Raw genomic sequence first — 25,805 nt, 5'->3', positions numbered from 1 at the left:
ATCGTAACGCGACGGGCAGTTTGCGCAGGGCGCGTATGCGCGGATTACCCGTCGTGCGGCAGAGGAAAGCAGTTGGCGGAGAGGCATCCATCCGGCGAGGGTGCGAGACGCAACCAAATAGCGGCGGGCTTGGCGACGGCGGAGGTCATCGCGCCTCTTCAATCCCAATCGTCATCCACATCAATGCCAGCCATCCCTCTCATCTCCGGCATTGCCGTCATCATCACCGCCCTCCTCGCCGCATCTCCCGCGGCAGCGCATAGTCTTGCCACGATTCAGGCCCATCGACTGGGAGCTGAGGTTGTGGCAGATCATGCCCACATCCCAATGCCCTGTATCGTACATCGGAGTCCTGGCATGCGCTTCAATCTCACAACTGTCATGGCCGCCTGCGCGCTGCTGATCGCGCCGGCTGGAGCGGGCCTCGCCGCCGACGTCAAGATCCATCGCGTCGCGATCCAGGTCGATCAGAACGATCCGGCGATCATGAATCTGGCGCTCAACAACGCCACCAACATCATGGAGACGTTCAAGGAGAAGGGCGAGGAGGTCGAGATCGAGCTCGTCACCTATGGACCCGGGCTGAACATGCTGCGCGAGGATACCTCGCCGGTGAAGGACCGGCTCAAGCAGATCGCCGAGCTGAGCTTTCCCGCCAAGATCAAATTCTCCGCCTGCAACATCACCAAGCGCGGCATGGAGAAACGCGAAGGACATCCGATTGCGATCGTCGCCGAAGCGAGCCTGGTGCCCTCGGGCGCAGTGAGGCTGATGGAATTGCAGGAGAGCGGCTGGAGCTACCTGAAACCTTAAGTAGTTCTTGCCCCAAAACTGCCAGGTTTAGGGCTCATTGAGATACGATCTTGGATTGATCTGTGTCATCAGTCTGCTCGGGGGAATGGCGAGCAGACGCGATCGGGGACTAGTCACATGCACAGAGTACTCGCCCGGCCGGCGCTGCTGGCGCTGGCAACGCTTTCGGCTGCCTTGCTCACCCCCGTCGGCGCGGTGCGCGCGCAAGAGCAGTCCGCCGCTCCGCTCTCGATCAAGCCTGCGCGCGCGTCGGAACGGCGGACCGTCGAGCCTCGGGTCTCAGAGTCCCGCGAGCCGCGGAGCGCCTCGGACGAAGCCGCCATCAAGACGCGCATGAACCAATGGACCGTCGGCCTGGCCGCGGGCCTGCCCGACGGCGGCTTCGTGCGCTTCGCCAGCGAGATGGCGCGGACGATGGACGATGGCGACAACATGCGCCTGATCCCGATGGTGACGCGCGGCACCACCTCGAACATCGCCGACCTGCTCTATCTGCGCGGCGTCGACGTCGCGATCACCTATGCCGACGCCTTCGACTTCTACGCCAGGCAGGCCGGTCTTTCCAACATCAACGACCGCATCCGCTACGTGCTGCGCTTCTTCATCTCCGACGTGCACATCTATGCGCGCGACGAGTTCAAGACGCTGCAGGACCTGAAGGGCCAGAAGGTCGCGGTGGGCACGGCGGGCGTCGCCGCCGCCCACACCGGCCCGCTGATCTTCCGGCGCCTCGGCATCGACATAGAGCCGGTCGCGGTCGGTGGCCCTGTCGCGCTGGAGAAGCTGCACAAGGGCGAGATCGCCGCGATGGTCTATGTCGCCTCCAAGCCCGGCGAGCTGTTCAGCGGCAAGAAGGCGGATCCCGGATTCCACTTCGTGCCGGTGCCGTACACGCAGCAATTCTCGGATTTCTACTATCCGACCAGCATCAAGGCCGACACCTATCCAGGGCTGGTCGCACCTGACACCGCCGTGGAAACCATCGCCGTGCCGTCGGTGCTGGCCGTCTACAACTGGAAGCCGGGCAGCGACCGCGCCGACCGCGTCAACCGCTTCGTCGACACGCTGTTCACCAACCTCGCGCGGCTGCAGCAGCCGCCGTTCCATCCGGGCTGGAAGGATCTCAATCTCGAGGCCCAGGTGCCGGGCTGGCAGCGCTATCCGTATGTCGACGCCGTGCTGGAACGGATGAAGAAGGAGGCCAATGTCGGCCTGGCGCCCGCCGCGACCGGCGGTCTCTCGCAACAGGACCGCTTCGAGGCGTTTCTCGAATCGCAGGCCAAGGCGCCGACCTCGAAGGCGGAGAAGGAGGAGCTGTATCGCTCGTTCCTGGACTGGAGCCGCAAGCGGCAGAGATGAGGGGGACCGCCAATAGCGGCTCGGGCAGTCGGCTCCCTCTCCCCGTTCTTACGGGGAGAGGGTTGGGGTGAGCGGCCGCCACACGGGAAGTGTGAGTTGGGGCAGACGCGCAGGGAGCGTCCTTGGTGAGACCTGTACCCCCTGACCCGGATTGCATCTGACGATGCAATCCGACCTCTCCCCGCAAGCGGGGCGAGGTACACCGAGCCAGCCGCGTGAGCGATCGCGCAAACTTGCTTGCAATCAACTCAACAACAACTTCATCCCCGGATCGCCCTTCTCCATCGCCCGCTGATAGGCCGGGCGGGCGGCGATGCGTGACAGATAGGCGCGGATGTTGGGGAAGGGGCTGAGATCGTAAGGCAGGAAGTAGCGCATCGTCGTCAGCGAGAACACGGTCATGATGTCGGCGGTGGTGAGCGCCGCCCCCGCCAGGTAGTCCGCCTCGCCGCAGCGCGCCTCGACGGCCGCGAAGGCGCGATCGACCCGCGCCCGCATCGCGCCGAGCATGGGATTGTCGTAGGGCAGATCGAGACGGTTGAGGATCATCAGCCGGCCCATCGCCGCCTGCAAGGTGCCGTTGGCGAAGTGGAACCAGTAGAGGAATGGCGCGAAGTTCGGATCATCGGGGCCTGGCCGCAGCCGGCCCTGGCCGTATTTGGAGATGATGTAGTCGACAACGGCGCCGGATTCGGCGAGCACCAGATCGCCGTCGGTAATGACCGGCGCGGCGCCGATCGGGTGCAGCGCCTTGTACTCCGCGGGCGCCAGGACCGTCCTGGCGTCGCGCGTGTAGCATTTCAGCTCGTATGGGATCGCCAGCTCCTCGCAGAGCCAGACGATGCGCTCGGATTGGGACTTCCCCAGATGATGGATTGTCAGCATGCGCTATCTTACCTCACCATCGCGCCGTACACGATGTCCTGCACCTGCTCGCGATAATATTTGCGCAGGTCGCCGGGCGCCGCGGTGCCGACCACCACGACGAGGCGCTCCTTCGGGTCGCAGAAGAACTGCGTGCCATAGGCGCCGTTCCAGCTGAACTCGCCGGGATTGCCGGGCACGGCCGAGAGGCCCTCGCTGACGCGCACCGCGACGCCGAGCCCGAAGCTGAAGCCGGCGCGATGCGGCTCGACATTGGCGACGGTGTTCTTGATTTCCGGCCCGAGATGGTTGGAGGTCATGTGGTGCACCGTCTTCGGACTCAGGATGCGCGCGCCATCGAGCTCGCCGCCATTGAGCAGCATCTGGCCGAAGCGGACGTAGTCGCCGATGGTGGCGAAGGAGCAGGCGCCGCCGCAGTCCGACTTCGTCGACGTATCCAGCAGCTTGATCGCCTGCGGCTTGCCAGTCAGCGGATTGTTCGGAAACGGATGCGCCAGCCGCGGGCGTTGTGCGTCGGTTGGCGCGAAGGTCGCGTCGACCATGCCGAGCGGCTTCCAGACATTGGCTGAAAGATATTCGCCGAGCCGCTGCTCGCTGACCTTCTCGATCACCGCGCCGAGCACGTCGATGGAGAAGCCGTATTCGAACTGCGTGCCAGGCTGGTGCGCCAGCGGCAGCTTGGTGATGCGCTCGATGAAGGCCTGGGTGTCGCCCTCGATCGCAGGCGCGGTGCCGTCGGGATAGAGCCGCGCCACCGGGCTCGAGCTGTCCGGCCGGCCGCCATACATCAGGCCCGAAGTGTGGCGGTAGAGATCGTGGATCAGGATGGGGCGGGCCTGCGGCACCAGCAGCAGCGCGCCGTTCTCCTGGGTGACTCCGACCTTCATGTCGGCGAAGGCCGGATAGTAGTCGGCGAGCCTGGCCTGCAACGGCAGTCGCCCCTGCTCCATCAGCGTCAGCCCCGCCACCGCGGTCATCGGCTTGGTCATCGAGGCCAGGGCGAAGATCGCGTCGAGCGGCATCGGCGTGCCCTTCACCGGATCGAGCTGGCCGTAGGCCTTGTAGTGCACGAGCTTGCCGTCACGCGCGATCGCCACCACCGCGCCGGGGACGCGCTTGGCCGCGATCTCGCGGGCGAAGAAATCATCCATGCGCGCCAGGCCAGCTTGCGAGAAGCCGACCTCGTCGGGCCTGGCCTCCGGCAGGGGCGCGGCGGCGAGCTGCGTGATGATCATGGTGAAGGCTGTGGCTACGGCCGCCTTGAGCAGCGTCTTCATGGGCACCTCCCTGATGCGCGGATGATCCCGCTTGTCTCGCGGGATTCGATCGCTCCGCCTGACCAATGGGTAGAGGACATGGGAAAGAACGACAAGCGCTCGCAACACGAACACATCGCGATGACGTGATCGGCTTCGCTGCCGCACAATGGCGTCTCCGCGCGACCCATCGGAAGGGGACGGGTGAGACCGCTGACAGGCGATATCACGCATGCTGAGGACGATCGGACTCATCCTTCACACGCTCTGGGCCATCTGTACGCTTGCGACGGGAGCCTTCGTCGGTGCAACCGTCGGCTTTCATTCGGGCGGCTGGATCGGTGCCGTCGTCCTCGGCCTCGTCGGTCTGGTCATCGGCGCAGTAGTTGCGGCATTGCCGTTGGAAGCCATCGCATTGATCATAGAAGGTCTTTGATCCCTGTTCGGAACCGTTGCCGGTGCGAGAGGTTGCCTGCTCTCGTCTCGAACGGACGCAGCGCCATGACCGGACCCGAGCTCGCCAATCACTATCGCGCCTACATCGTGTGCCTGAATGCGCAGGCATGGCCGGTGCTCGGCGATTTCGTGCACGACCACGTCGTTCACAACGGCCGGCAGCTCGGGCTCAACGGCTATCGCGATATGCTGGTGGGAAACTTCGCCGATATCCCCGACCTTCGCTTCAACATCGGCCTGCTGCTGTCCGACCCGCCTCGCGTCGCAAGCCGGCTGGAGTTCGACTGCACGCCGCGTGGCGCGTTCCTCGGGCTGCCGGTCAACGGCCGGCGGGTCGCCTTCACGGAGAACGTGTTCTACGCATTCCGCGACGGCAGGATCGCGGAAGTATGGTCGGTGATCGACAAGGCCGCCATCGAGGCGCAACTCGCGCGAGCGTGAGTGAGGCTGCGAAGGAAGAGCGTGCTCTCAGATACAGCGCCCTCGCCCCTTGTGGGAGAGGGCATCGCCGGCCTATCCACGCACGCGGTTGGGTGAGGGGTTTCTCTCCACGAACAACGCTCGCCGCGAGAGACCCCTCACCCAACCGCGCTCGCCGCACTGTCATACATGCCCTCTCCCACAAGGGGCGAGGGCACACTCATAAGCACCGCGAAATGAGGCGGTCCACGTTGACTGCACTAGGACTGACTTGTTAGTTCCGCCCTATCCGATCGCCACCCCGCCACCGATGGTCCGGTTGAGCACCTGCGTCGTGCGCTCGATGCGCTCGGCGGCGGCGTTCAGCGCCTTGGCCACCGCGACTTGCGTGGCGCGGGCGCGGTCGCTCGCCTGGTTGCGCACGTTGCGCAGGCCTTCCAGCTCCTGCTCCAGCATCTGCACGCGCTGATTGGCGTCGATCAGCTCATCGCACACGGTGAGCGCAGCCATCACGGTCAGGCGGGCGTCGCCGATCTCGCCGAACTTGCCGCGCAGATTGGTGATGCGCGATTCCAGACTCTCCGCGAGCTTCAGCAGCCTGAGCTCCTGGCCCTCCTCGCACGCCATGCGATATTGGCGGCCGTTGATGGTGACGTTGATGTGGCTCATTCCTCGTCCTCATCGTCTTCAGCGGCGCCCTGCCCGTCGCCGCCAGCGAGCACGGCGCGGATGGTGCCGATCGCGGTGTCCAGACGTTCGGCGATCTCGCGATTGGTGCGCTCGAGCCGGCGCGTCTTCATCAGGGAGCCGTCGAGCTCGTCGGCGAGACGCGAGCGGTCGGCGCCGAGCGCCTGGATGCGCGTCGCCAGCTCGTCCTCGTCACGATCCGCCTCACGCCGCCGCTCGACCGCGCTCTCCAGCGCGTCGAGTGCCGTCATCAGTCGCCGCGTCGCCGCCTCGAGATCGGCGGCGCCGGGTTCCACCTGGCCGGCAAGATTGGCAGGGTGATCGTTCATGGCGCGGATGCGAGGCCCTCGGAGCAAGCGGGACGCGACAAAAGCGCTGTCCGGCAAGCGGTTACGGGCAAAATCTTACGTGCTGGGCGAGCCAAGCGCAACGCTCGGCCGAAACTATGCACTACTAAGCAACTTTTGGGACGTCCGGGACGTTGCATTGCCTTTGATTCCCGGAACCGAGGTGCTAATCAGCCCGCAAAATCCCGGCCCGCCAGCAATACCGGCGGCGTCCCTGTCATCAGCATTTCACGTTTGGACGGATTCCAGCATGACGCAGGTCGATCATTCCCGCATGGCCAACGCCATCCGCGCGCTCGCAATGGATGCCGTCGAAAAGGCGAAATCGGGCCATCCCGGCCTGCCGATGGGCGCCGCCGACGTCGCCACCGTGCTGTTCACCCGCGTGCTGAAATTCGATGCCGCGGCGCCCGCCTGGCCGGACCGCGACCGCTTCGTGCTGTCGGCCGGCCACGGCTCGATGCTGCTCTACGCGCTGCTGTATCTGACCGGCAACGAGGAGATGACGCTCGACCAGATCAAGCGCTTCCGCCAGGTCGATTCGCTCACCCCCGGCCATCCGGAGAATTTCCGCACCAAGGGCATCGAGACCACCACCGGCCCGCTCGGCCAGGGCATCTCCACCGCGGTCGGCATGGCGCTGGCCGAGAAGATGCTCCAGGCCGAGTACGGCAAGAAGATCGTCGACCATCACACCTATGTGCTGGCCTCCGACGGCGACCTGATGGAGGGCATCTCCCAGGAAGCGATCGCGATGGCCGGGCATTGGAAGCTCAACAAGCTGATCGTGCTGTGGGACGACAACGGCATCTCGATCGACGGCCCGCTGTCGATCGCCGACTCGGTCGACCAGGTGAAGCGCTTCAAGTCTGCCGGCTGGGCCGCCGAGCTGATCGACGGCCATGATCCCGAGGCGATTGCCGCCGCGATCGCACGGGCGCAGAAGTCGTCGAAGCCGTCGCTGATCGCCTGCAAGACCACGATCGGCTATGGCGCGCCGACCAAGGCCGGCACCTCCAAGGTGCATGGCGAGGCGCTCGGGGCGGAGGAGCTGAAGGGCGCCAAGGAGAAGCTCGGCATTTCGCAGGAGCCGTTCTCGGTGCCCGACGACGTGCTCGCCGCCTGGCGCGAGGCCGGCCGCCGCGGCGCGGCTGCGCGCACGGAGTGGGAGACCCGGCTCGGCGAGATGGGCCCGCGCAAGCGCGCCGAGTTCGAGCGCCGGCTGCGCCACGAGCGCCCGGCGTCGCTGGCGAAGGCGCTGAAGGACCACAAGAAGGCGCTGCTGGAGACCCCGCTCAACGTCGCCACCCGCAAGTCCTCGGAGGCCGCGATCGAGGTGATCGCCGCAGCGATGCCGTTCGAGTTCATGGCGGGCTCGGCCGACCTCACCGGCTCCAATAACAACAAGGCGAAGTCCGCGACCTCGTTCTCGGCCAAGACGCCGAAGGGCCGCTTCATCCATTACGGCATCCGTGAGCACGGCATGGCGGCGTGCATGAACGGCATCTTCCTGCATGGCGGCTTCGCGCCGAACGGCGCCACCTTCCTGGTGTTCTCGGACTACGCGCGCGGCGCAATGCGCCTGTCGGCGCTGATGGGCGCCGGCGTCGTCTACGTGCTGACTCACGACTCCATCGGCCTCGGCGAGGACGGCCCGACGCATCAGCCGGTCGAGCATCTCGCCGCGCTGCGCGCGATGCCGAACATGCGCGTCTTCCGCCCGGCCGACGCGGTCGAGACCGCCGAGTGCTGGGAGCTGGCGCTGAACCGCACCAACGGCCCGACCGTGCTGGCGCTGACGCGGCAGAACCTGCCGCAACTGCGCACGTCCGCGCCGGCGGACAATCCCTGCGGCCGCGGCGGCTATGAGCTGGTCGCGGCGCAAGGCGAAGCCAAGGTGTCGCTGTTCGCCACCGGCTCGGAGGTCGAGATCGCGGTCGCCGCGCAGAAGCAGCTCGCCGAGCGTGGCATCCCAGCCCGCGTCGTCTCGGTGCCGTCGCTCGAGCTGCTGCTGGAGCAGCCGGCCGAGACCCGGGCCGCGATCATCGGCAAGGCGCCGGTCAAGATCGCCATCGAGGCCGCGGTGCGCTGGGGCTGGGACGCGGTCATCGGCCAGGATGGCATCTTCATCGGCATGCATTCGTTCGGCGAGAGCGGCCCGGCCAAGGAGCTCTACAAGCATTTCGGCATCACCGCCGAGGCGGCTGTCGAGGCCGCCGTACAGCGGCTGGCGTAAGGCCTTCGGTCCCCCGCGCGGCCGTCCATCACGTCTGAGCGACCGGACAGCCGCGCTGGCGGATCCCTGATTCGCGACGGTTGAGCGAGCGCAAAAAAAGGACTACGAAAGGGCCATATCGTCCGCTCCCGCCCGGCAGAACCGGGCGTCAACAGGTCCAAACCCTCGTAGAGCCCTTGCCAGGGGCCGGCTACGAGGGACGAGAAACGTCATTGAACGATAAACGTCATTGAAGGAGACGAAAATGGCAGTCCGGGTCGGGATCAACGGGTTTGGCCGCATCGGCCGCAACGTTCTGCGCGCCATCGCGGAATCGGGCCGCAAGGACATCGTGGTGGTCGGCATCAACGATCTCGGCCCGGTCGAGACCAACGCCCACCTGCTGCGCTTCGACAGCGTGCATGGCCGCTTCCCGCACACCGTGACCGTCGACGGCGACACGATCGATATCGGCCAGGGCAAGATCAAGGTCACCGCCGAGCGTGATCCGTCGAAGCTGCCGTGGAAGGATCTCGGCGTGGACATCGCGCTGGAATGCACCGGCATCTTCACCTCCAAGGACAAGGCCTCCGCGCACCTGACCGCCGGCGCCAAGCGCGTGCTGGTCTCGGCCCCGGCCGACGGCGCCGACGCCACCATCGTCTACGGCGTCAACCACACCACGCTGACGAGGGATCACCTGGTCGTCTCCAACGGCTCCTGCACCACCAACTGCCTGGCGCCGGTCGCCAAGGTGCTGAACGACACGGTCGGCATCGAGACCGGCTTCATGACCACGATCCACGCCTACACCGGCGACCAGCCGACGCTCGACACCATGCACAAGGATCTCTATCGCGGCCGCGCCGCGGCGATGTCGATGATCCCGACCTCGACCGGCGCCGCCAAGGCGATCGGCCTAGTGCTGCCCGAGCTCAAGGGCAAGCTCGACGGCGTCGCGATCCGCGTGCCGACGCCGAATGTCTCGGTGGTCGATCTCAAGATCGTCGCCAAGCGCAACACCGAGCCGAAGGAGATCAACGAGGCGATCAAGCGCGCCGCCGAGCAGGAGCTCAAGGGCGTGCTCGGTTACACCAATTCGCCCAACGTCTCGATCGACTTCAACCACGACCCGCACTCGTCGACGTTCCACATGGACCAGACCAAGGTCATGAACGGCAACCTCGTGCGCGTGATGTCCTGGTACGACAACGAGTGGGGCTTCTCCAATCGCATGGCCGACACCGCCGTCGCGATGGGCAAGCTGCTCTAACAAAATTGACTGTCATGGCCGGGCTTGTCCCGGCCATCCACGTTTTACGCCCATAGAAGGACGACGTGGATGCCCGGCACAAGGCCGGGCATGACGCCTGGGAGGCACCGCATGAAACAATTCCGCACCCTCGACGACGTCGATCCCAAGAGCAAGCGCGTGCTGCTGCGCGTCGATCTCAACGTCCCCATGGAGAATGGCCACGTCACCGACGCCACGCGCCTGGAGCGCGTCGCGCCGACCATCAATGAGCTCGCCACCAAGGGCGGCAAGGTCATCCTGCTCGCGCATTTCGGCCGGCCGAAGGGCCGCGACGCCAAGGACTCGCTGAAGCCGGTCGCCGCCGCGCTCTCGCAAGTGATCAAGCGCCCGGTCGCCTTTGCCGACGACTGCATCGGCGAGCCGGCGGCGACCGCCATCGCCGCGATGAAGGACGGCGACGTGCTGTGCCTGGAGAACACGCGCTTCCACAAAGAGGAAGAGAAGAACGATCCGGCCTTCGTGGCCGAGCTCGCCAAGCTCGGCGACATCTGGGTCAACGACGCCTTCTCCGCCGCGCACCGCGCCCATGCCTCGACCGAGGGCCTCGGCCACAAGCTGCCGGCCTATGCCGGCCGCACCATGCAGGCCGAGCTCGACGCGCTCGACAAGGCGCTGGGCCGCCCGGCCAAGCCGGTGATCGCGATCGTCGGCGGCGCCAAGGTCTCGACCAAGATCGACCTGTTGGAGAACCTCGTCACCAAGGTCGATGCGCTGGTGATCGGCGGCGGCATGGCCAACACCTTCCTGCATGCCCAGGGCGTGCAGATCGGCAAGTCCCTGGCCGAGAAGGATCTGGCAGCGACCGCGCTCAGGATCATGGAGAAGGCGGAAGCCTCGAACTGCGCCATCATCCTGCCGGTGGACGCGACCGTCTCCTATCACTTCGCAGCCAACTCGCCGTCCTTCGCCTATGGCCTCGACGCGATCCCGCCGGACAGCATGATCCTCGATGTCGGCCCGCAATCGACCGCACGCATCCATGCCGCGATCGACGATGCCGCGACGCTGGTCTGGAACGGTCCGCTCGGCGCCTTCGAGCTGACGCCGTTCGACCGCGGCACGATGGTCGCTGCCAAGCACGCAGCGGAACGCACCAAGACCAAGAAGCTGGTCTCGGTGGCCGGCGGCGGCGATACCGTCGCGGCCCTCAACCAGGCCGGCGTGGCCGCCGACTTCAGCTACGTCTCGACCGCCGGCGGCGCCTTCCTGGAATGGATGGAAGGCAAGCCGCTGCCGGGCGTGGAAGTGCTGAAGGCCTGATCCTCAGAGCTTGTCGGCCATGGATGTTTCTGTTATGTTCCATTCATGGCTGACACTCCGACAGACGCCGTGCACTCGATCCTGATCAAGATTCAGGAGAGCATTGCTGCGTTCCGATCGGAGTTTGGACAGTTCGGACAATCGACCGAGACGCGGCTCGATAGCTTGGAAACCTTGATCCGCAAGCAGCGGCGTGATTCCGCCGGCATGCTGGTCATGATGCGCGCGGCCGCCAGCGACTTCGACGAGCGTGTCACCGAGGTCGAAGAGCGCATCGCGGCTCTCGAAGCCAGGAAGAGCTGAGCCAGCTCTTACGTGCTGTCCGTTGCGACGGATTTGGCTGATAACCTATGAATGGCCGCTGACAGCGCGGTCTGGTGGCCTGCGTCGCCCGCAACCCTTGGAATCTCCCGACCACCGCGTTATGCACGGTGCAGCAGTTTCGACACGTGCGCATCCTGCCGCACGGTCCAATTCTTAATCAGGGAGTTCCAGCCATGGCTCGTATCACGTTGCGTCAATTGCTCGACCACGCGGCGGAAAATGACTACGGCGTCCCGGCCTTCAACATCAACAACATGGAGCAGGCACTGGCGATCATGGAGGCGGCCAATGCGGTCGACGCTCCGGTGATCATCCAGGCCTCGCGCGGCGCCCGCTCCTATGCCAACGACGTCATGCTCAAGCACATGATGGACGCGGTCACCGAGATCTATCCGCACATTCCGGTGTGCGTGCATCTCGACCATGGCAACGGTCCCGACACCTGCATGACCGCGATCCAGTCCGGCTTCACCTCGGTGATGATGGACGGATCACTGAAGGCCGACGGCAAGACGCCGGCTGACTGGGACTACAATGTCGGCGTCACCAAGACGGTCGCCACCATGGCGCATCTCGGCGGCATCTCGGTCGAGGGTGAGCTCGGCGTGCTCGGCTCGCTCGAGACCGGCATGGGCGACAAGGAGGACGGCCACGGTGCCGAAGGCAAGCTGTCGCACGACCAGCTGCTGACCAACCCGGACGAGGCCGTGAAGTTCGTGCGTGAGACCCAGGTCGACGCGCTCGCGATCGCAATGGGCACCTCGCACGGCGCCTACAAATTCACGCGCAAGCCCGACGGCGACATCCTCGCCATGAACGTGATCGAGGAGATCCATCGCAAGCTGCCGAACACGCATCTCGTGATGCACGGCTCGTCCTCGGTGCCGCAGGACCTGCAGGAGATCATCAACGCCTATGGCGGCAGGATGAAGCCGACCTGGGGCGTGCCGGTCAGCGAGATTCAGCGCGGCATCAAGAACGGCGTGCGCAAGATCAACATCGACACCGACAACCGCATGGCGATGACCGGCCAGATCCGGAAAGTTCTGTCGGAGCACCCGGAGGAATTCGATCCGCGCAAGTACCTGAAGCCGGCGATGGAGGCGATGGCCAAGCTGTGCAAGCAGCGCCTGCAGGAGTTCAACACCGCCGGCCAGGCCTCCAAGATCAAGCGCGTGCTGACCACGGCCGAGATGGCCAAGCGCTACGCCAAGGGCGAGCTGGCTCCGAAGGTGGCGTGAGGCAGCTGCCGCCGCGCTGCGTTGAGCTTCTCGACCCCAGCAGCCGCCGCAACGGCGGTAAGCTCCCCTCCCCCTTGCGGGGAGGGGTCGGGGGGGGGTCCGGGGCGTACTATCAGTGATGAGATCGAAGGCGCATATCGACCATCGCGCTTGCGATTGAAGTGGCCGAACGCGTGCGCGCGACAGCGTTCACCACTTACGATCTCAACGCGTAACTCACTGAGTTCAGTGCGTGTGGCCCCCCCAAACCCCTCCCCGCAAGGGGGAGGGAAGCCGACCACCGGTGACGTGATCGCTTGCTCCGATCAGCAACCTCCCCTTCACCTCTTCGAGAGTCCGCCTCACCGGCGGCCAATGTTTGCTCGGCATCCGCCCGAGAACCGTCTATTTTGATGGGCAGGGCAGGTGCGTCTGGAGCCAAGCATGAATCTCTCCGCACTGAACACCACGGCCCTTGCCATGGTTGCACCGGGCAAGGGCATCCTCGCCGCCGATGAATCCACCGGGACGATCAAGAAGCGCTTCGATGCCATCAAGGTCGAATCGACCGAACAGAACCGCCGCGACTATCGCGAGATGCTGTTTCGCAGCGAGGGCATGTCGTTCATCTCCGGCGTCATCCTCTATGACGAAACCATCCGGCAGCATGCCGCCGACGGCACCCCGCTGGTGAAGCTGATCGAAGCGGCCGGCGCCATTCCCGGCATCAAGGTCGATGAGGGAACACAGCCGCTGTCCGGCTGCCCCGGCGAGCGGGTCACGGTCGGCCTCGACAGGCTTGCGGATCGGCTGGCGACGTACTACGCGCTGGGTGCGCGCTTCGCCAAATGGCGGGCCGTGATCGATATCGACAAGGACAACATCCCTTCGATGACAGCGATCCATGTCAACGCGCATGCGCTCGGCCGCTATGCCGCCCTGTGCCAGGCAGCGAACATCGTGCCGATTGTCGAACCGGAGGTGCTGATGGACGGCGATCATGACATCGGTCGCTGCTTCGACGTCACGCGCCGCGTGCTGAACGAGGTGTTTCGTGAATTGCGCATCCAGCGCGTCGCGTTGGAAGGCATGATCCTGAAGCCCAACATGGCGGTCGCGGGCAAGCAGTCGCCGGACCAGGCCGGGGTGCAGGAGGTCGCCGAAAGGACCGTCCAACTGTTGAAGGAATGCGTGCCTGCGGCGGTGCCCGGCATCGCCTTCCTGTCCGGCGGACAATCCGACGAGAGCGCGACCGCGCATCTCGACGCGATGAACCGGCTCGGACCGCTGCCCTGGAAGCTGACCTTCTCCTACGGCCGCGCGCTGCAGGCGGCGCCGCAGCAGGCATGGGCAGGCAGGGCGGCGAACATCCCCGCCGGCCAGCGCGCCTTCACCCACCGCGCCCGCATGAACGCGCTTGCCAGCCGCGGCCAGTGGACCGCAGCGCTCGAGAAAGAGGCCGCCTAGTGTCCGGCAAGACGACATCCGCGCGGCCCGCGCCGCGCCTCTATCTGGCAACGCCGGTCGTGACCGATGCGGCGGCGCTGGCCGCCGGCCTGCCCGAGATCCTCGCCAGCGCCGACATCGCTGCGGTGCTGGTGCGGCTGAAGGACAGCGATCCGCGCAGCATGATCACGATGGTCAAGACGCTGGCGCCGGCGATCCAGGGCGCCGGCGCAGCGCTGCTGATCGACGGCCATCCCGACATCGTCGCCCGCGCCGGCGCCGATGGCGCGCACCTGACCGGCATCGCCGCGCTGGAGGAGGCGCTGCCCGGCCTGAAGCCGGACCGCATCGCCGGCTGCGGCGGCCTGTCCACACGCCATGATTCGATGCGCGCCGGCGAGCTCGGCGCCGACTATGTGCTGTTCGGCGAGCGCGATGCGCAGGGACGGCGGCCCTCGCCGGATGCCGTCAACGAGCGCCTCGCCTGGTGGGCGGAGCTGTTCGAGCCGCCCTGCGTCGGCTATGCGATCTCGCTCAAGGAGGCCGCGGACTTCGTCGCGGCGGGAGCCGATTTCGTGCTGGTCGACGACCTCGTCTGGAACGACGCCCGCGGCCCGGCCGCGGCGCTTGCTGAGATCAGCACCGCGATCCGCAGCGCCCATACGGCCGCGCCAGCCGACGCACCAGGACAGAGCTGAACGGCGGCCGATGACGATCCTGCGCCTGACATGTGTCGTTGCTGCGCTCGCCATGGCGATGCCGGGCGCACGCGCGCAGATCTCGTTGACGCCGCCGGCCCTGCAGCCAGCCCCGGCGGAAAAGCCCAAGCCGGTCGAACGGCCGGCGGAGAAGGCGGCCGAGAAGGCCAAGCCGCCGGCAACGTCCGCGGCAAAGAAGCCGGCCCCCGCCCCGTCGGCCAAGCCGGCCGCTCCAGCGCCGGCCGCGACGCCACCGCCCGCCACCAATGATCCCAATGTCGACCTGGTCTACGGCGCCTATCAGCGCGGCCAGTACAAGACCGCGTTCGATCTCGCCACGCCGCGGGCGCAGGCCGGCGATCCCAAGGCCATGGCGATGCTCGGCCAGCTCTACGAAAACGCCCAGGGCATCCGCCGCGATTACGAAAAGGCGGCGATCTGGTACAAGCGGGCCGCCGAGGCCGGCGACCGCGAGGCGATGTTCGCGCTGGCGATGATGCGGCTGGCCGGGCGCGGCGGCCCTGTCGACAAGCTCGAGGCGGTCAAGCTGCTGGCCTCCGCCGCCAAGCTCGGCGAGCCCAAGGCGGCCTACAATCTCGCGCTGCTCTATCTCGACGGCCAGACCTTGCCGCAGGACCTCAGGCGCTCGGCCGAGCTGCTGCGCCTGGCTGCGGATGCCGGCAATGCCGAGGCGCAATACGCGCTGGCGACCTTCTACAAGGAAGGAACCGGCGTGCCGAAAGACCTCGAAAAGGCCGCGCAATTGCTGAAGGCGGCCGCGATCGCCGACAATATCGACGCCGAGGTCGAATACGCCATCGCGCTGTTCAACGGCACCGGCGTGCCGAAGGACCAGCCCGCGGCCATCGCGCTGCTGCGCCGGGCCGCGCGGCAGAACAGCCCGGTCGCCCAGAACCGGCTGGCGTGGGTGCTGCTGTATGGAATCGCCACCCCGATGGACAAGGTCGAGGCCTACAAATGGCACCTGGTGGCCAAGACCGCCGGCAAGGGCGATCCCAAGCTCGACGAGAAATTCGCCGACATGCCCCCCGAAGACCGCGCCAAGGGCGAACAGGCCGCCAAGCACTGGCTGGGCACCATCAAGTGATCGGCCGCTGATCCGGCCTTGACGCGGCCGCCCCGGCAGGGCACCCACAGCCAGCCATTTCACCCGCCTTCGTCCGCTTCCGGGGAAGGCGCGCACCGCGAGGTGCGGTCAGCCCAGCGCATCGAGCTCATGATCCATTCCGCCCTCATCAACGTCATGGTCAAGGCCGCGCGCCGCGCCGGCCGCAACCTCAAGCGCGATCTCGGCGAGATCGAGCACCTGCAGGTGTCGCTGAAGGGGCCGGCCAATTTCGTCTCCCGCGCCGACAAGAAGGCCGAGGAGATGCTCTACGAGGATCTCTCCAAGGCCCGGCCCGGCTACGGCTTCCTCGGCGAGGAGGGCGGCAAGCGCGAAGGCAGCGACAAGTCGCACACCTGGATCGTCGACCCGCTCGACGGCACCACCAACTTCCTGCACGGCATCCCGCAATTCGCGATCTCGATCGCGCTGCAGCGCGAGGACACCGTGATCGCCGGCGTGATCTACAATCCCGCCAATGACGAGCTCTACATCGCCGAGCGCGGCAAGGGCGCGTTCCTGAACGACCAGCGGCTGCGCGTCGCCGCGCGCAAACAGCTGCATGAATGCGTCATCGCCTGCGGCCTGCCGCATATCGGCCGCGGCGATCACCAGCTGTTCCTGCGCGAGATGACCTCGCTGCAGGTCAAGGTCGCAGGGCTCCGCCGCTTCGGCGCCGCCTCGCTCGACCTCGCCTTCGTCGCCGCCGGCCGTTTCGACGCCTATTGGGAGCGCGACCTGCAGCCCTGGGACATCGCCGCCGGTATGATCCTGGTGCGCGAGGCCGGCGGCACCGTGTCCGGCATCGACGGCAAGGAGGACGCGCTGGCGACCGGGCACGTGGTGTGCGGCAACGAGGTCATCCACCGCGAGCTGGTGAAGGTGCTGAAGGCGGCGGCGTAGCTTTGATTCTGCGCGGCCACCGGACGCCTTCTTACGGTTTGCCAAACCGCTCGCCTCACACGCGGTGTCGTCCCGGCCTTGAGCCGGGACCCATAGCCACCGGCCGTTTTGATCGAGCAAGATGGGTCGACCAGAATGCCTCACACGTCTCCCTGGGGTTATGGGTCCCGGATCGGCCGCGCGTGACGCGCGCTTGTCCGGGACGACACCGAGGGTGAGGCTGGCCGCGCCTAGTATCGCCGTCCGCTGGTGAAGGCCTGCGGCGTGGCACCTGGCAGCGCCGGAGAGTTGATGTCGCTGTCGACGCGATCGGACGACTGGCCGGCGTAGCTGAAGCCGAGCGACAGGCTGACATTGGAGGTCGGCTTGTACTCGACGCCGCCATTGATCGCGTAGGCCGGCGTCGAGGTCGAGCGCCCGTCGAACGTCGCGAACGGGCCGCCGAGGCCGGGATTGTATTTCAGCGTCTCGAAGCCGCCGTAGAAGCTGACGCCGCTCTTGAAGGTGTAGCCGTATTGCGCGCCCTCGGTCGTGTACGACCCGAGCGCCCCATAGCGGTTGACGAGGTTCGAGCTCAGGCCGATGCCCGACAGCGCCGCCCAATTGTTCGTCACGCTGTAGCCCCGCGCGAAGAAGCCGCTGTCCTTGCCGCTCCCCGTGAAGCTCGGAAAGTTGCCGTAGGAGTCGAGGCTGCCGGAGTCGCTGAAGCCGACCGGCCAGCCGGGGAGCCAGTATTTGACGGGACCTGATTGGGCATTGGCCGCTGTCGTGCCGACACAGAGCCCAGCGAGCACGAGCGCGAATGCAGATTTGCGAGAGATCATCGACATGCCGTTACCGCTACACGTCAACGGATCATACAGGCAGAGGACGAGGAACTCCAGCACAGCCGGTGGAGCGCGACCTCCCCCGCCCGGATGGTCTGCTCCCCTCCCCCTTGCGGGGAGGGGTCGGGGGTGGGGGTCCACCGAGTCCTGCTGCATGTGGTGAAAACGCGATTCACTTCATCTGAACAGAGGTGATCCCGCGACGCGTGCGCTTCGTCTGGCTGATTGATCTCTGACTTGTGAGAGCGACCCCACGTCGTTCAGCGCCCGGAGACCCCCACCCCGATCCCTCCCCGCAAGGGCAGGGCGATCGCATATGGTTTTCCCGGGCGGACCTTTCATGGCCTCATGGTTCGAGACGCGTCGCAAGAGCGACGCTCCTCACCATGAGGATCAACAGCTTTGCGAAGACAGGCCCTCATCCTGAGGAGCCCGCCGAAGGCGGGCGTCTCGAAGGATGGTCGCGAAAAGACTGCGCGCCCAGCCTCTTTCACCATATGCGATCGCTCTGCCCGCAACGGGAAGGGGGCGCACCGGCCGCGTCGCAAGCGTTGGGCTCGATCGCTCAAGGAAGACCCAACATCGCTCACGGCTTCGCCGGCGCCGGCGGCCCGTACACCTCGCGCCCCGCCGCGGGCTCCGTCTTCTCTCGATCGCCCGCGAGCACGCGCTGCACGGATACGAAGAACACCGGCACCATCAGCAGCGCCAGGATCACCACCGCGATCATGCCGCCCATCACGTTGGTGCCGAGCGCCTGCTGGCTGGCACCGCCGGCGCCCGTCGCCATCGACATCGGCAGCACGCCGCAGACGAAGGCAAGGCCGGTCATGATGATCGGGCGGAAACGCAAGGAGCAGGCCTCGATCGTCGCCGCGACCAGCGGCTTGCCGTGGGCGCGCAGATCCTTGGCGAACTCGATGATCAGGATCGCGTCCTTTGCGGCGAGGCCGATGATGGTGATCAGCGCCACCGTGAAGTACACGTCGTTCGACAGGCCGCGCAGATTGGCGGCGACGACGGCGCCGAGGATGCCGAGCGGCACGGTCAGGAGCACCGCGAGCGGGATCGTCCAGCTCTCGTAGAGCGCAGCGAGACACAGGAACACGACCAGCGCCGAGAGACCGAGCAGCAGCGGCGCCTGCGAGCCCGACAGCTTCTCCTGCAACGACTGTCCGGTCCATTCATAGCCGAAGCCGCGCGGCAGCTTGCCGGCGAGCCGCTCCATCTCCTTGAGCGCATCGCCCGAGGTGTAGCCCGGCTTGGCCTCGCCGGAGATGCGGATCGCCGGATAGTAGTTGAAGCCGGCGATCTGGGTCGGTCCCTTGGCCCATTGGATGGTCGCGAACGACGAGAACGGCACCAATTGTCCCTTGGCGTTCTTGACGCTGTAGTTGAGGATGTCGTCCGCGTTCATGCGGCTGATGCGGTCGGCCTGCACCACGACGCGCTGCATGCGGCCGCGGTTGGGGAAGTCGTTGACGTAGGTCGAGCCGAGATTGGTCGAGATCGTGTTGTTGATGTCCTCGAAGGTGACGCCGAAGGCGCCGGCCTTCTCGCGGTCGATCATCAGATTGACCTGGGGACCCTGCGGCAGGCCTTCGATGAAGACCTTCTGCAGCACCTGGCTGGCATTGGCCTCGGCGATCAGCTGGTCGGCGGCCGCGGTCAGCGCGGCATAGCCCTTCTGGCCGCGGTCCTGCAGGCGGAAGCTGAAGCCCGAGGAGTTGCCGAGATTGTCGATCGGCGGCGGCTGCAGCGCGGTGATCTTGGCGTCGCGCAAGCCGGCGAGATCGCGGTTGATGTCGGCGACCAGCGCCGCGGCGCTGTCATGCTTGCCGCGCTCCGACCAGTCCTTCAGCGAGATGAAGGCCTGGGCGGTGTTGACGCCCTGGCCGGCATAGCTGAAGCCGGTCAGGAAGGTGACGTCCTCGATGCCCGCGCGCTTGGCGAGATACTTCTCGACCGCCTCCACCGCGGCCTGCGTCCGCGCGTAGGACGAGTCCGCCGGCGTCTGCACGTCCGTCGTGATGAAGCCCTGGTCGTCGACCGGCAGGAAGCCGCCGGGCAACTGGATGAAGGCGAAGGTCAGCCCGACCAGGAAGATCGCATAGATCAGCATCAGCCGGCCGGTGCGCTTCAGCGCGCCGCCGACCACGCCGGTGTAGCGGTTGCGGCTGTTGTCCATGAAGCGGTTGAACCAGCCGAACAGGCCTTTCTTCGCGTGACCGTGACCGGCCGTGACCGGCTTGAGCAGGGTCGCGCACAGCGCCGGCGTCAGCGACAGCGCCAGCAGCGCCGAGAAGCCGATCGCCGCCACCATGGTAACCGAGAACTGCCGGTAGATGATGCCGACCGAGCCGGGGAAGAACGCCATCGGCACGAACACCGCCATCAGCACCAGCGTGATGCCGATGATCGCGCCGGTGATCTGGCCCATCGCCTTGCGCGTCGCCTCCTTCGGCGACAGCCCCTCCTCGGTCATGATGCGCTCGACGTTCTCGACCACGACGATGGCGTCGTCGACGAGGATGCCGACCGCGAGCACCATGCCGAACATCGTCAGCATGTTGATGGAGTAGCCGACCAGCATCAAGGTGGCGCAGGTGCCGAGCAGCGCCACGGGCACCACGATGGTCGGAATGATGGTGTAGCGGATGTTCTGCAGGAACAGGAACATCACCACGAACACCAGCACGACGGCTTCGACCAGGGTCATCAGCACCCGCTTGATCGAGGCCTTCACCACCGGCGTGATGTCGTAGGGAATCTCATAGGTGATGTTGGAGGGGAAGAAGCGCGACAGCTCCTTCATCTTGGCCTCGACCGCACCAGCGGTCGCCAGCGCATTGCCGGTCGGCGACAGCAGCACCGAGAGACCGGCGGTCGGCTTGCCGTTGAGGCGGGTGTTGAACTGATAGCTGAGGCCGCCGATCTCGACGCGCGCGACGTCGCGCAGCCGCACCGTCGAGCCGTCGGGGTTGGCGCGCAGGATGATCGCGCTGAACTCGTCGGGTGAATCGAGCTGGCCCTTGACCAGCACCAGCGCCGAGGTGCGCTGCGAGGTCGTCGCGGGCTCGGCGCCGATGCTGCCGGAGGCGACCTGCGCGTTCTGGGCGCCGATCGCCTTGGTGACGTCGTCGGCGGTCAGACCGTAGCCGATCAGCTTGGCCGGATCGAGCCAGACGCGCAGCGAGCGCTCGGTCGAATACAGCGTGGCACGGCCGACGCCGGGGATGCGCCGGATTTCGCCGAGCACGTTGCGGATCATGAAGTCGCCGAGGCCGACCTCGTCGAGGCTGCCGTCGGTCGACTGCAGGGTGATGATTTGCAGCACCGCGGCGGAGGCTTCCTCGACCAGGATGCCCTGCTGGATGACGGCGCGCGGCAGCCGCGCCTCGACACGCTTGAGGCGGTTCTGCACCTCGACCGAGGCGTCGTTGGTCGACGTGCCCGGCACGAAGTTGGCGGTGATCTCGACCTGGCCGAGCGAGTCGCTGGTGGATTCGAAGTTGAGAATGCCGGAGGCGCCGTTGAGCTCCTCCTCGATCAGCCGCGTCACGCTGTTGTAGAGGTTCTCGGGCGACGCGCCGGGATAGCTGGTCGAGATCGAGATCGAGGGCGGCGCGATGATCGGATATTGCGCCACCGCCAGCAGCGGGATCGCGATCGCGCCGATCAGGCAGATGAACAGCGCGACCACCCAGGCGAAGATCGGCCTGTCGATGAAGAAGCTCGGCATGGCGAATTACCGCGACGTCGACTTCGATTCGAGCTGCGTCGCGGCGCTGACCTCGGTCCAGACCTGCGGCGCGACCCTGTCGCCGGCGGCAAACTTCTGGAAGCCGTCGACCACGACCTTGTCGCCGGCGCGCAGACCGTCGGTGATCAGCACGAGGCCGTCCTGGATCGGACCGGTGCGGATCGGCCTCGCGATCGCGCGGTTGTCGTCGCGGATGACGTAGACCTCGGAGCCGCCGGCCGCATTGCGCTGCACCGCCTGCTGCGGCACGCCGACGGAGTCGCTGTCGATGCCCTGCTCGATGCGGACGCGGACATACATGCCCGGCAGCAGCTCGCGCTTGGGATTGGCGAACTCGCCGCGCAGGGTGACCTGACCAGTGGCGGCATCGACCTTGGCGTCGGAGAATAGCAGCTTGCCCGGGATCGAGTACGGCGTGCCGTCGTCGAGCACGAGACGGACCTTGATCGCGTCGGGCGAGATCTGGTCGAGATCGCCGGACTCGAACGCGCGGCGCAGGCGGTTCAGCTCGCTCACAGACTGGGTGAAGTCGGCATAGATCGGGTCGAGCTGCTGGATCGTGACCAGCGAGGTCTCGTTCTGGACCGCGATGGCGCCTTCGCTCACCTGGGCCGCACCGACGATACCGTCGATCGGCGCGCGCACGGTCGCGTAGTCGAGATTGAGCTGGGCGCGCGCGAGATCGGCCTTGCGGGCCTCGATATCGGCCGCAGCCTCACGTTCCGACGAGATCGCCTTCTCGTTCTCGACGGCTGGCGCCGCGCGCTCCTTGAACAGCTGCGCGATGCGGTTCGCCTGCTGCACGGCGCGCTCATGCACCGCTTCGGCCTTGGCCAGCGCCGCACGGCTCGACAGGATCTCGACCTCGAAGGGTCGCGGATCGATCCGATAGAGCGGATCACCCGCCTTGACCTCGCTGCCCTGACGGAACAGCCGCTCGACGACGATGCCGGAGACGCGCGGGCGCACGTCGGAGACGCGGGTCGGCGCGATGCGGCCGGGCAGCTCGCGCACGATCGCGCGCGCCTTCTGCTCGACGGTCACGATGCCGACCTCGGGGATGACGATCTGCTCATTGGCGGAGGCCTGAGCCTGGATGGGGTCGTTGCAGCCGGCCAGCAGCGGCGCGGCGGCCGAGAGCATCAATGCACTGCTGACCAGCGACGCGCGAAAACGAGACATGAGTGGAGGAGCCCCCTCGATGATGATGAAAACCAGTCGACCGGATGGCCCGGTCATGGCGCCATTCTGGCGCTCGCCTTGCGTGCAACATAGAAAACAGCTGCTGCGACGCAACGCGGAACCTGGGCGGCTTGATGTCACACGAACTACGTAGCTGATAGATTTAGCTTTTTCGCGACTCACCTGATTGTGAGCGCTTTGTGGCAACAAGTTCCGGGCAGGTTCCGCAGAGCGAAACGCGAATCCCATGACGGCGCTGCGGCATCCCGCCGCAGCGAACAAATTAGTTGGCCGGCCGCAGACGGTAATGGCTGACGCCCCATTCGCGGCCTTCGTCATGGCCGAACAGACCCGCGGTGGCGAGGAAGAACCAGCGCCAGCGGCGCATCCACAGCGTCGCGTCGTCGCCATAGACGGGCTGCAGCACCTGCAGGATGCGGTCGCGGTCGGCGTCGAAATTGGCGAGCCAGTCCCGCGCCGTGCGCTGATAATGCGCGCCGCTCCAACGCCATTCTTTCTCGACCGCGAACAGATCGTCGTACTGCCGGATCAGCCCGTGGCTCGGCATGATGCCGCCGGTGAAGAAGTGCTGCGCGATCCAGTCCTCGCGATCGTTGCGGTCGAACAGGTAGGATGCGGTGCGATGGGTGAAGATGTGCATGAACAGCCGGCCATCCGGCAGGAGCCATGCCCGGACCCGCGACAGCAGCTCGCGCCAGTTCATCATGTGCTCGAACATCTCCACCGAGACGATGCGATCGAACCGCGCGTCGGGAGCGAACCCGTTCATGTCGGCGGTGACGACCCGCAAATTGAGCAGGCCGCGCGCGGCCGCCATCTCCTCGATCGCGCGGCGCTGCGAATGTGAGTTGGAGACCACCGTGATCTTCGCACGCGGGAACTGCCGGGCCATGAACAGCGACAGCGAGCCCCAGCCGCAGCCGAGCTCCAGAATGCTCTGGCCGTCCTGCAGATCGGCATTGGCCACCGTCTGGCGCAGCGCCTCCTCCTCCGCCTCCTGCAGGGTCGAGACCGGCTCCTTGTAGAAGCAGCAGGAATATTTGCGGTTCGGCCCGAGCACGCGGGCGAAGAACGCCGCCGGCACCTCGTAGTGCTGGCTGTTCGCCGCGTCGGTATGCTCGGCGATCGGCCGCGTCGTCAGCAGGCGGGCGAACTCTGCGTCGCCCATCGCATCGGCCCCGCCGAGCCGCGCCGCCGTGCGCGCGCACAATTCGGAGATCGCCGAGCGGATGACGGCATCGGGCAGCGGCACACGCTCGGCGGCGCCGATGATGGTCGAGATGAAGCTCATGCTGTGGCTCCGTTGCGGGGCGGCAGGGGAAAGAACGCGCTGGTGCGCGCCTGGTAGGCCCGGTAGCGATCGCCGCGCGAGCGCAGCATCTGCTGCTCCAGCGGCGGGATGCCGGTGACGTGGACCAGGATCCAGTACATGAACAGCGGCGCGAGCAGGCTGGCGAAGCCCCACGGGTGGTCGAACGACAGCGCGATGACCGGGTAGGACAGCCAGCACACCCATTCGAAGAAATAGTTGGGATGGCGCGACCAGCGCCACAGGCCGACGTCGCACACCTTGCCCTTGTTGGCGGGATCGGCACGGAACGCCTTGAGCTGAGCGTCGGCGACGCCCTCGCCGGCGATCCCTGCGAACAGCACGAGGATGCCGAGATAGTCCTGCAGCCGCAGCTCGGCGGCCGGCGCATGGGCGGCGACGAACATCGCGAACACCAGCGGGATCGAGCCCCAGGCCTGCTGCTGCAGGAACAGGAACATCTTTCGCGGTGCGGCCGCGCCCCATTCCCGGGCAAACTCCGCGTAGCGCGGGTCGTCGGAGATGCCGCGGCTGCGCGCCGCCACATGGCCGCCGAGCCGCAGCGCCCAGACCGCCACCAGCACTGCGACCAGCCATTGTCGCGCGTTGGGGGCGGCACCGCCGGCGGGCCAGATCGAGCCGACAGCGCCGACCAGCCCGACGGAAAACGTCCAGATGGTGTCGACCCAGCCGGAGTTGCCGCTGCGCTGCTGCACGACCCAGGCGAGCCCCATCAGCACCGACATCGCCACGGCCATCGCCAGCAGCGCTTGCAGATATTCAACGACGGTCATGACAAAGCCAGGGCGTTCCCGCTAGATATGAGCCACGGGACTAACTACGCCGCGGGTGCCCGCCGGTTTCAGCCATAGTTCCGCGCAGGGGACGGGATTGCGCCGATCGCGGCTTTTTTCCCGCTGCTGCTGTGCCATAGTGGATTTCAGGGACCGGTCCCCGCAACGGATGTCATCGACAATGCCTCAAGGCTCCCCCTCCCGCTCCGCGATGGACGTCGAACGGACCAAGCTGTCCACGCCCCGGATCTTCCTGGTGCGGATGCTGGTCTTCCTGGTGCTGTGCGCCCTGGTCGGCGTCGTGCTCTACAAGCAGATCGTCATGGCGTTCTTCGCCAATCCCGGCCTCAACGCCCTGATCGGGGCCGTGCTGCTGATCGGCGTCATCCTGTCGTTCCGACAGGTGGTCCGGCTCTATCCGGAAGTGTCCTGGGTCAACAATTTCCGCATCGCCGATCCCGGCCTGGCGGTGCCTCGCCACCCGGTCCTGCTGGCGCCGATGGCGGCCATCCTCGGCCGCGAGCGCTCCGGGCGGATGTCGATCTCACAGCAGACCATGCGCCATCTGCTCGACTCGATCGCCACCCGGCTCGACGAGGCCCGCGACATCTCGCGCTACATGACCGGCCTCCTGGTGTTCCTCGGCCTGCTCGGCACGTTCTGGGGCCTGATCGAGACGGTCGGCTCGGTCGGCAAGGTGATCGAAGGGCTGAAGGTCGGCGGCGACGCCGGTGCGCTGTTCGACACGCTGAAGGGCGGCCTTGCCGCGCCGCTGGGCGGCATGGGCATCTCGTTCTCGTCCTCGCTGTTCGGCCTCGCCGGCTCGCTGATCCTCGGCTTCCTCGACCTGCAATCGAGCCAGGCGCAGAACCGCTTCTATACCGACCTGGAGGACTGGCTCGCCGGCACCGTGCGGGAATATGGCGGCAGCGGCGACACCGGTGCCGACCTCTCGGTTGCCATCGAGCGGCTGCGCACCGCCATGGAAGAAGGCTCCAACCGCGGCGCCACCGCGGCGATGGCCAACCTCGCCGAGGCGATCCAGGGCCTGGTCGGGCACATGCGCACCGAGCAGCAGATGATCCGCGAATGGGCCGACGGCCAGGGCGAGCAGAACCGCGAGATCAAGCGGCTGCTGGAGCGGCTGGCGCGGCAGACGGAGAAGAGTTGAGCTGCTCC

23 protein-coding genes are annotated in these 25,805 nt (G+C 66.5%); 14 read left to right on the top strand and 9 right to left on the bottom strand.

All coding sequences use genetic code 11. The features are described from left to right. Positions 1 to 357 precede the first annotated feature (357 nt). Both ACQR1F_RS17160 and ACQR1F_RS17155 read left to right on the top strand, forming a co-directional pair. Positions 358 to 813, top strand: a complete 456-nt coding sequence (locus ACQR1F_RS17160; RefSeq protein WP_315804792.1) for a DsrE family protein — start codon at positions 358 to 360, stop codon at positions 811 to 813. A 117-nt stretch (positions 814 to 930) separates the two neighbouring features. Then, the gene (locus ACQR1F_RS17155; protein ID WP_315804791.1) at positions 931 to 2,172 is read left to right on the top strand and encodes a TAXI family TRAP transporter solute-binding subunit; all 1,242 of its coding nucleotides are present in this window, start codon (positions 931 to 933) and stop codon (positions 2,170 to 2,172) included. 243 nt (positions 2,173 to 2,415) lie between these two features. On the opposite strand, the gene ACQR1F_RS17150 is transcribed toward ACQR1F_RS17155, so the two are convergent. Both ACQR1F_RS17150 and ACQR1F_RS17145 read right to left on the bottom strand, forming a co-directional pair. Next, complete coding sequence (locus tag ACQR1F_RS17150) at positions 2,416 to 3,057, bottom strand: glutathione S-transferase family protein (protein ID WP_434913503.1); 642 nt, start codon at positions 3,055 to 3,057, stop codon at positions 2,416 to 2,418. 8 nt (positions 3,058 to 3,065) lie between these two features. Next, positions 3,066 to 4,334, bottom strand: a complete 1,269-nt coding sequence (locus tag ACQR1F_RS17145; RefSeq protein ID WP_434913502.1) for a serine hydrolase domain-containing protein — start codon at positions 4,332 to 4,334, stop codon at positions 3,066 to 3,068. Between the two features lie 211 nt (positions 4,335 to 4,545). On the opposite strand from ACQR1F_RS17145, the gene ACQR1F_RS17140 reads away from it, so the two are divergent. Together ACQR1F_RS17140 and ACQR1F_RS17135 are read left to right on the top strand one after the other, a co-directional pair. Beyond that, positions 4,546 to 4,749, top strand: a complete 204-nt coding sequence (locus tag ACQR1F_RS17140) for a hypothetical protein (RefSeq protein ID WP_434913501.1) — start codon at positions 4,546 to 4,548, stop codon at positions 4,747 to 4,749. A gap of 65 nt (positions 4,750 to 4,814) precedes the next feature. Then, positions 4,815 to 5,210, top strand: a complete 396-nt coding sequence (locus ACQR1F_RS17135; RefSeq protein WP_434873343.1) for an ester cyclase — start codon at positions 4,815 to 4,817, stop codon at positions 5,208 to 5,210. Positions 5,211 to 5,474: 264 nt separating this feature from the next. Here the strand turns inward: ACQR1F_RS17135 and ACQR1F_RS17130 are convergent, their stop codons facing one another. Both ACQR1F_RS17130 and ACQR1F_RS17125 read right to left on the bottom strand, forming a co-directional pair. Beyond that, entirely contained in the window at positions 5,475 to 5,858 is a 384-nt protein-coding gene (locus ACQR1F_RS17130) for a cell division protein ZapA (protein WP_315804786.1), read from the bottom strand. Beyond that, complete coding sequence (locus ACQR1F_RS17125) at positions 5,855 to 6,205, bottom strand: DUF4164 domain-containing protein (RefSeq protein WP_315804785.1); 351 nt, start codon at positions 6,203 to 6,205, stop codon at positions 5,855 to 5,857. Before ACQR1F_RS17125 ends, ACQR1F_RS17130 begins: the two co-directional genes overlap by 4 nt. Before the next feature lie 268 nt (positions 6,206 to 6,473). Here ACQR1F_RS17125 and tkt point away from each other — a divergent pair, with 268 nt between their 5' ends. The 9 genes from tkt (at position 6,474) to ACQR1F_RS17080 (ending at position 16,730) form a co-directional block, all read left to right on the top strand. Beyond that, complete coding sequence (gene tkt, locus ACQR1F_RS17120; protein ID WP_434913500.1) at positions 6,474 to 8,459, top strand: transketolase; 1,986 nt, start codon at positions 6,474 to 6,476, stop codon at positions 8,457 to 8,459. Positions 8,460 to 8,703: 244 nt separating this feature from the next. Then, on the top strand, positions 8,704 to 9,711 hold the full coding sequence (gene gap / locus ACQR1F_RS17115) for a type I glyceraldehyde-3-phosphate dehydrogenase (protein WP_434863945.1): 1,008 nt from the start codon (positions 8,704 to 8,706) through the stop codon (positions 9,709 to 9,711). A gap of 111 nt (positions 9,712 to 9,822) precedes the next feature. After that, complete coding sequence (locus ACQR1F_RS17110) at positions 9,823 to 11,013, top strand: phosphoglycerate kinase (RefSeq protein WP_316177327.1); 1,191 nt, start codon at positions 9,823 to 9,825, stop codon at positions 11,011 to 11,013. A gap of 45 nt (positions 11,014 to 11,058) precedes the next feature. Next, the gene (locus tag ACQR1F_RS17105) at positions 11,059 to 11,316 is read left to right on the top strand and encodes a hypothetical protein (RefSeq protein ID WP_434886752.1); all 258 of its coding nucleotides are present in this window, start codon (positions 11,059 to 11,061) and stop codon (positions 11,314 to 11,316) included. Positions 11,317 to 11,510: 194 nt separating this feature from the next. After that, positions 11,511 to 12,578 carry a class II fructose-bisphosphate aldolase gene (gene fba / locus ACQR1F_RS17100; RefSeq protein WP_315804780.1) on the top strand — a complete coding sequence of 356 codons (1,068 nt, stop codon included), beginning with the start codon at positions 11,511 to 11,513 and terminating at the stop codon, positions 12,576 to 12,578. A gap of 423 nt (positions 12,579 to 13,001) precedes the next feature. Continuing rightward, positions 13,002 to 14,024, top strand: coding sequence for a class I fructose-bisphosphate aldolase (locus ACQR1F_RS17095; RefSeq protein ID WP_315804779.1), 1,023 nt, complete (start codon positions 13,002 to 13,004; stop codon positions 14,022 to 14,024). Beyond that, positions 14,024 to 14,701, top strand: a complete 678-nt coding sequence (locus ACQR1F_RS17090) for a thiamine phosphate synthase (protein ID WP_316216506.1) — start codon at positions 14,024 to 14,026, stop codon at positions 14,699 to 14,701. The genes ACQR1F_RS17095 and ACQR1F_RS17090 overlap by 1 nt, the downstream gene beginning before the upstream one ends. Before the next feature lie 10 nt (positions 14,702 to 14,711). Then, positions 14,712 to 15,809 (top strand): tetratricopeptide repeat protein, encoded by a 1,098-nt coding sequence (locus ACQR1F_RS17085; protein ID WP_316216505.1) that lies wholly within the window; start codon positions 14,712 to 14,714, stop codon positions 15,807 to 15,809. 129 nt (positions 15,810 to 15,938) lie between these two features. After that, positions 15,939 to 16,730, top strand: coding sequence for an inositol monophosphatase family protein (locus tag ACQR1F_RS17080; RefSeq protein ID WP_315804776.1), 792 nt, complete (start codon positions 15,939 to 15,941; stop codon positions 16,728 to 16,730). Between the two features lie 230 nt (positions 16,731 to 16,960). Here the strand turns inward: ACQR1F_RS17080 and ACQR1F_RS17075 are convergent, their stop codons facing one another. The 5 genes from ACQR1F_RS17075 to ACQR1F_RS17055 all read right to left on the bottom strand — a co-directional run bounded on the left by ACQR1F_RS17075 (position 16,961) and on the right by ACQR1F_RS17055 (position 24,626). Further along, positions 16,961 to 17,560, bottom strand: a complete 600-nt coding sequence (locus tag ACQR1F_RS17075) for an outer membrane protein (protein ID WP_434913499.1) — start codon at positions 17,558 to 17,560, stop codon at positions 16,961 to 16,963. Positions 17,561 to 18,143: 583 nt separating this feature from the next. Next, entirely contained in the window at positions 18,144 to 21,299 is a 3,156-nt protein-coding gene (locus ACQR1F_RS17070; RefSeq protein WP_315804774.1) for a multidrug efflux RND transporter permease subunit, read from the bottom strand. Between the two features lie 6 nt (positions 21,300 to 21,305). Further along, positions 21,306 to 22,502, bottom strand: a complete 1,197-nt coding sequence (locus ACQR1F_RS17065) for an efflux RND transporter periplasmic adaptor subunit (RefSeq protein WP_316238139.1) — start codon at positions 22,500 to 22,502, stop codon at positions 21,306 to 21,308. A 283-nt stretch (positions 22,503 to 22,785) separates the two neighbouring features. Continuing rightward, positions 22,786 to 23,814: an SAM-dependent methyltransferase gene (locus ACQR1F_RS17060; RefSeq protein WP_434913498.1), complete on the bottom strand. Its 1,029-nt coding sequence runs from the start codon at positions 23,812 to 23,814 to the stop codon at positions 22,786 to 22,788. Continuing rightward, entirely contained in the window at positions 23,811 to 24,626 is an 816-nt protein-coding gene (locus tag ACQR1F_RS17055; protein ID WP_434913497.1) for a DUF1295 domain-containing protein, read from the bottom strand. Before ACQR1F_RS17055 ends, ACQR1F_RS17060 begins: the two co-directional genes overlap by 4 nt. Positions 24,627 to 24,807: 181 nt before the next feature. Here ACQR1F_RS17055 and ACQR1F_RS17050 point away from each other — a divergent pair, with 181 nt between their 5' ends. Next, positions 24,808 to 25,797: a flagellar motor protein MotA gene (locus ACQR1F_RS17050; RefSeq protein WP_315804771.1), complete on the top strand. Its 990-nt coding sequence runs from the start codon at positions 24,808 to 24,810 to the stop codon at positions 25,795 to 25,797. Positions 25,798 to 25,805: the final 8 nt, after the last annotated feature.

It is taken from the genome of Bradyrhizobium sp. HKCCYLS3013 (assembly GCF_051167615.1).
Classification (GTDB): domain Bacteria; phylum Pseudomonadota; class Alphaproteobacteria; order Rhizobiales; family Xanthobacteraceae; genus Bradyrhizobium.
This window is presented reverse-complemented; position numbering and strand designations above follow the sequence as displayed.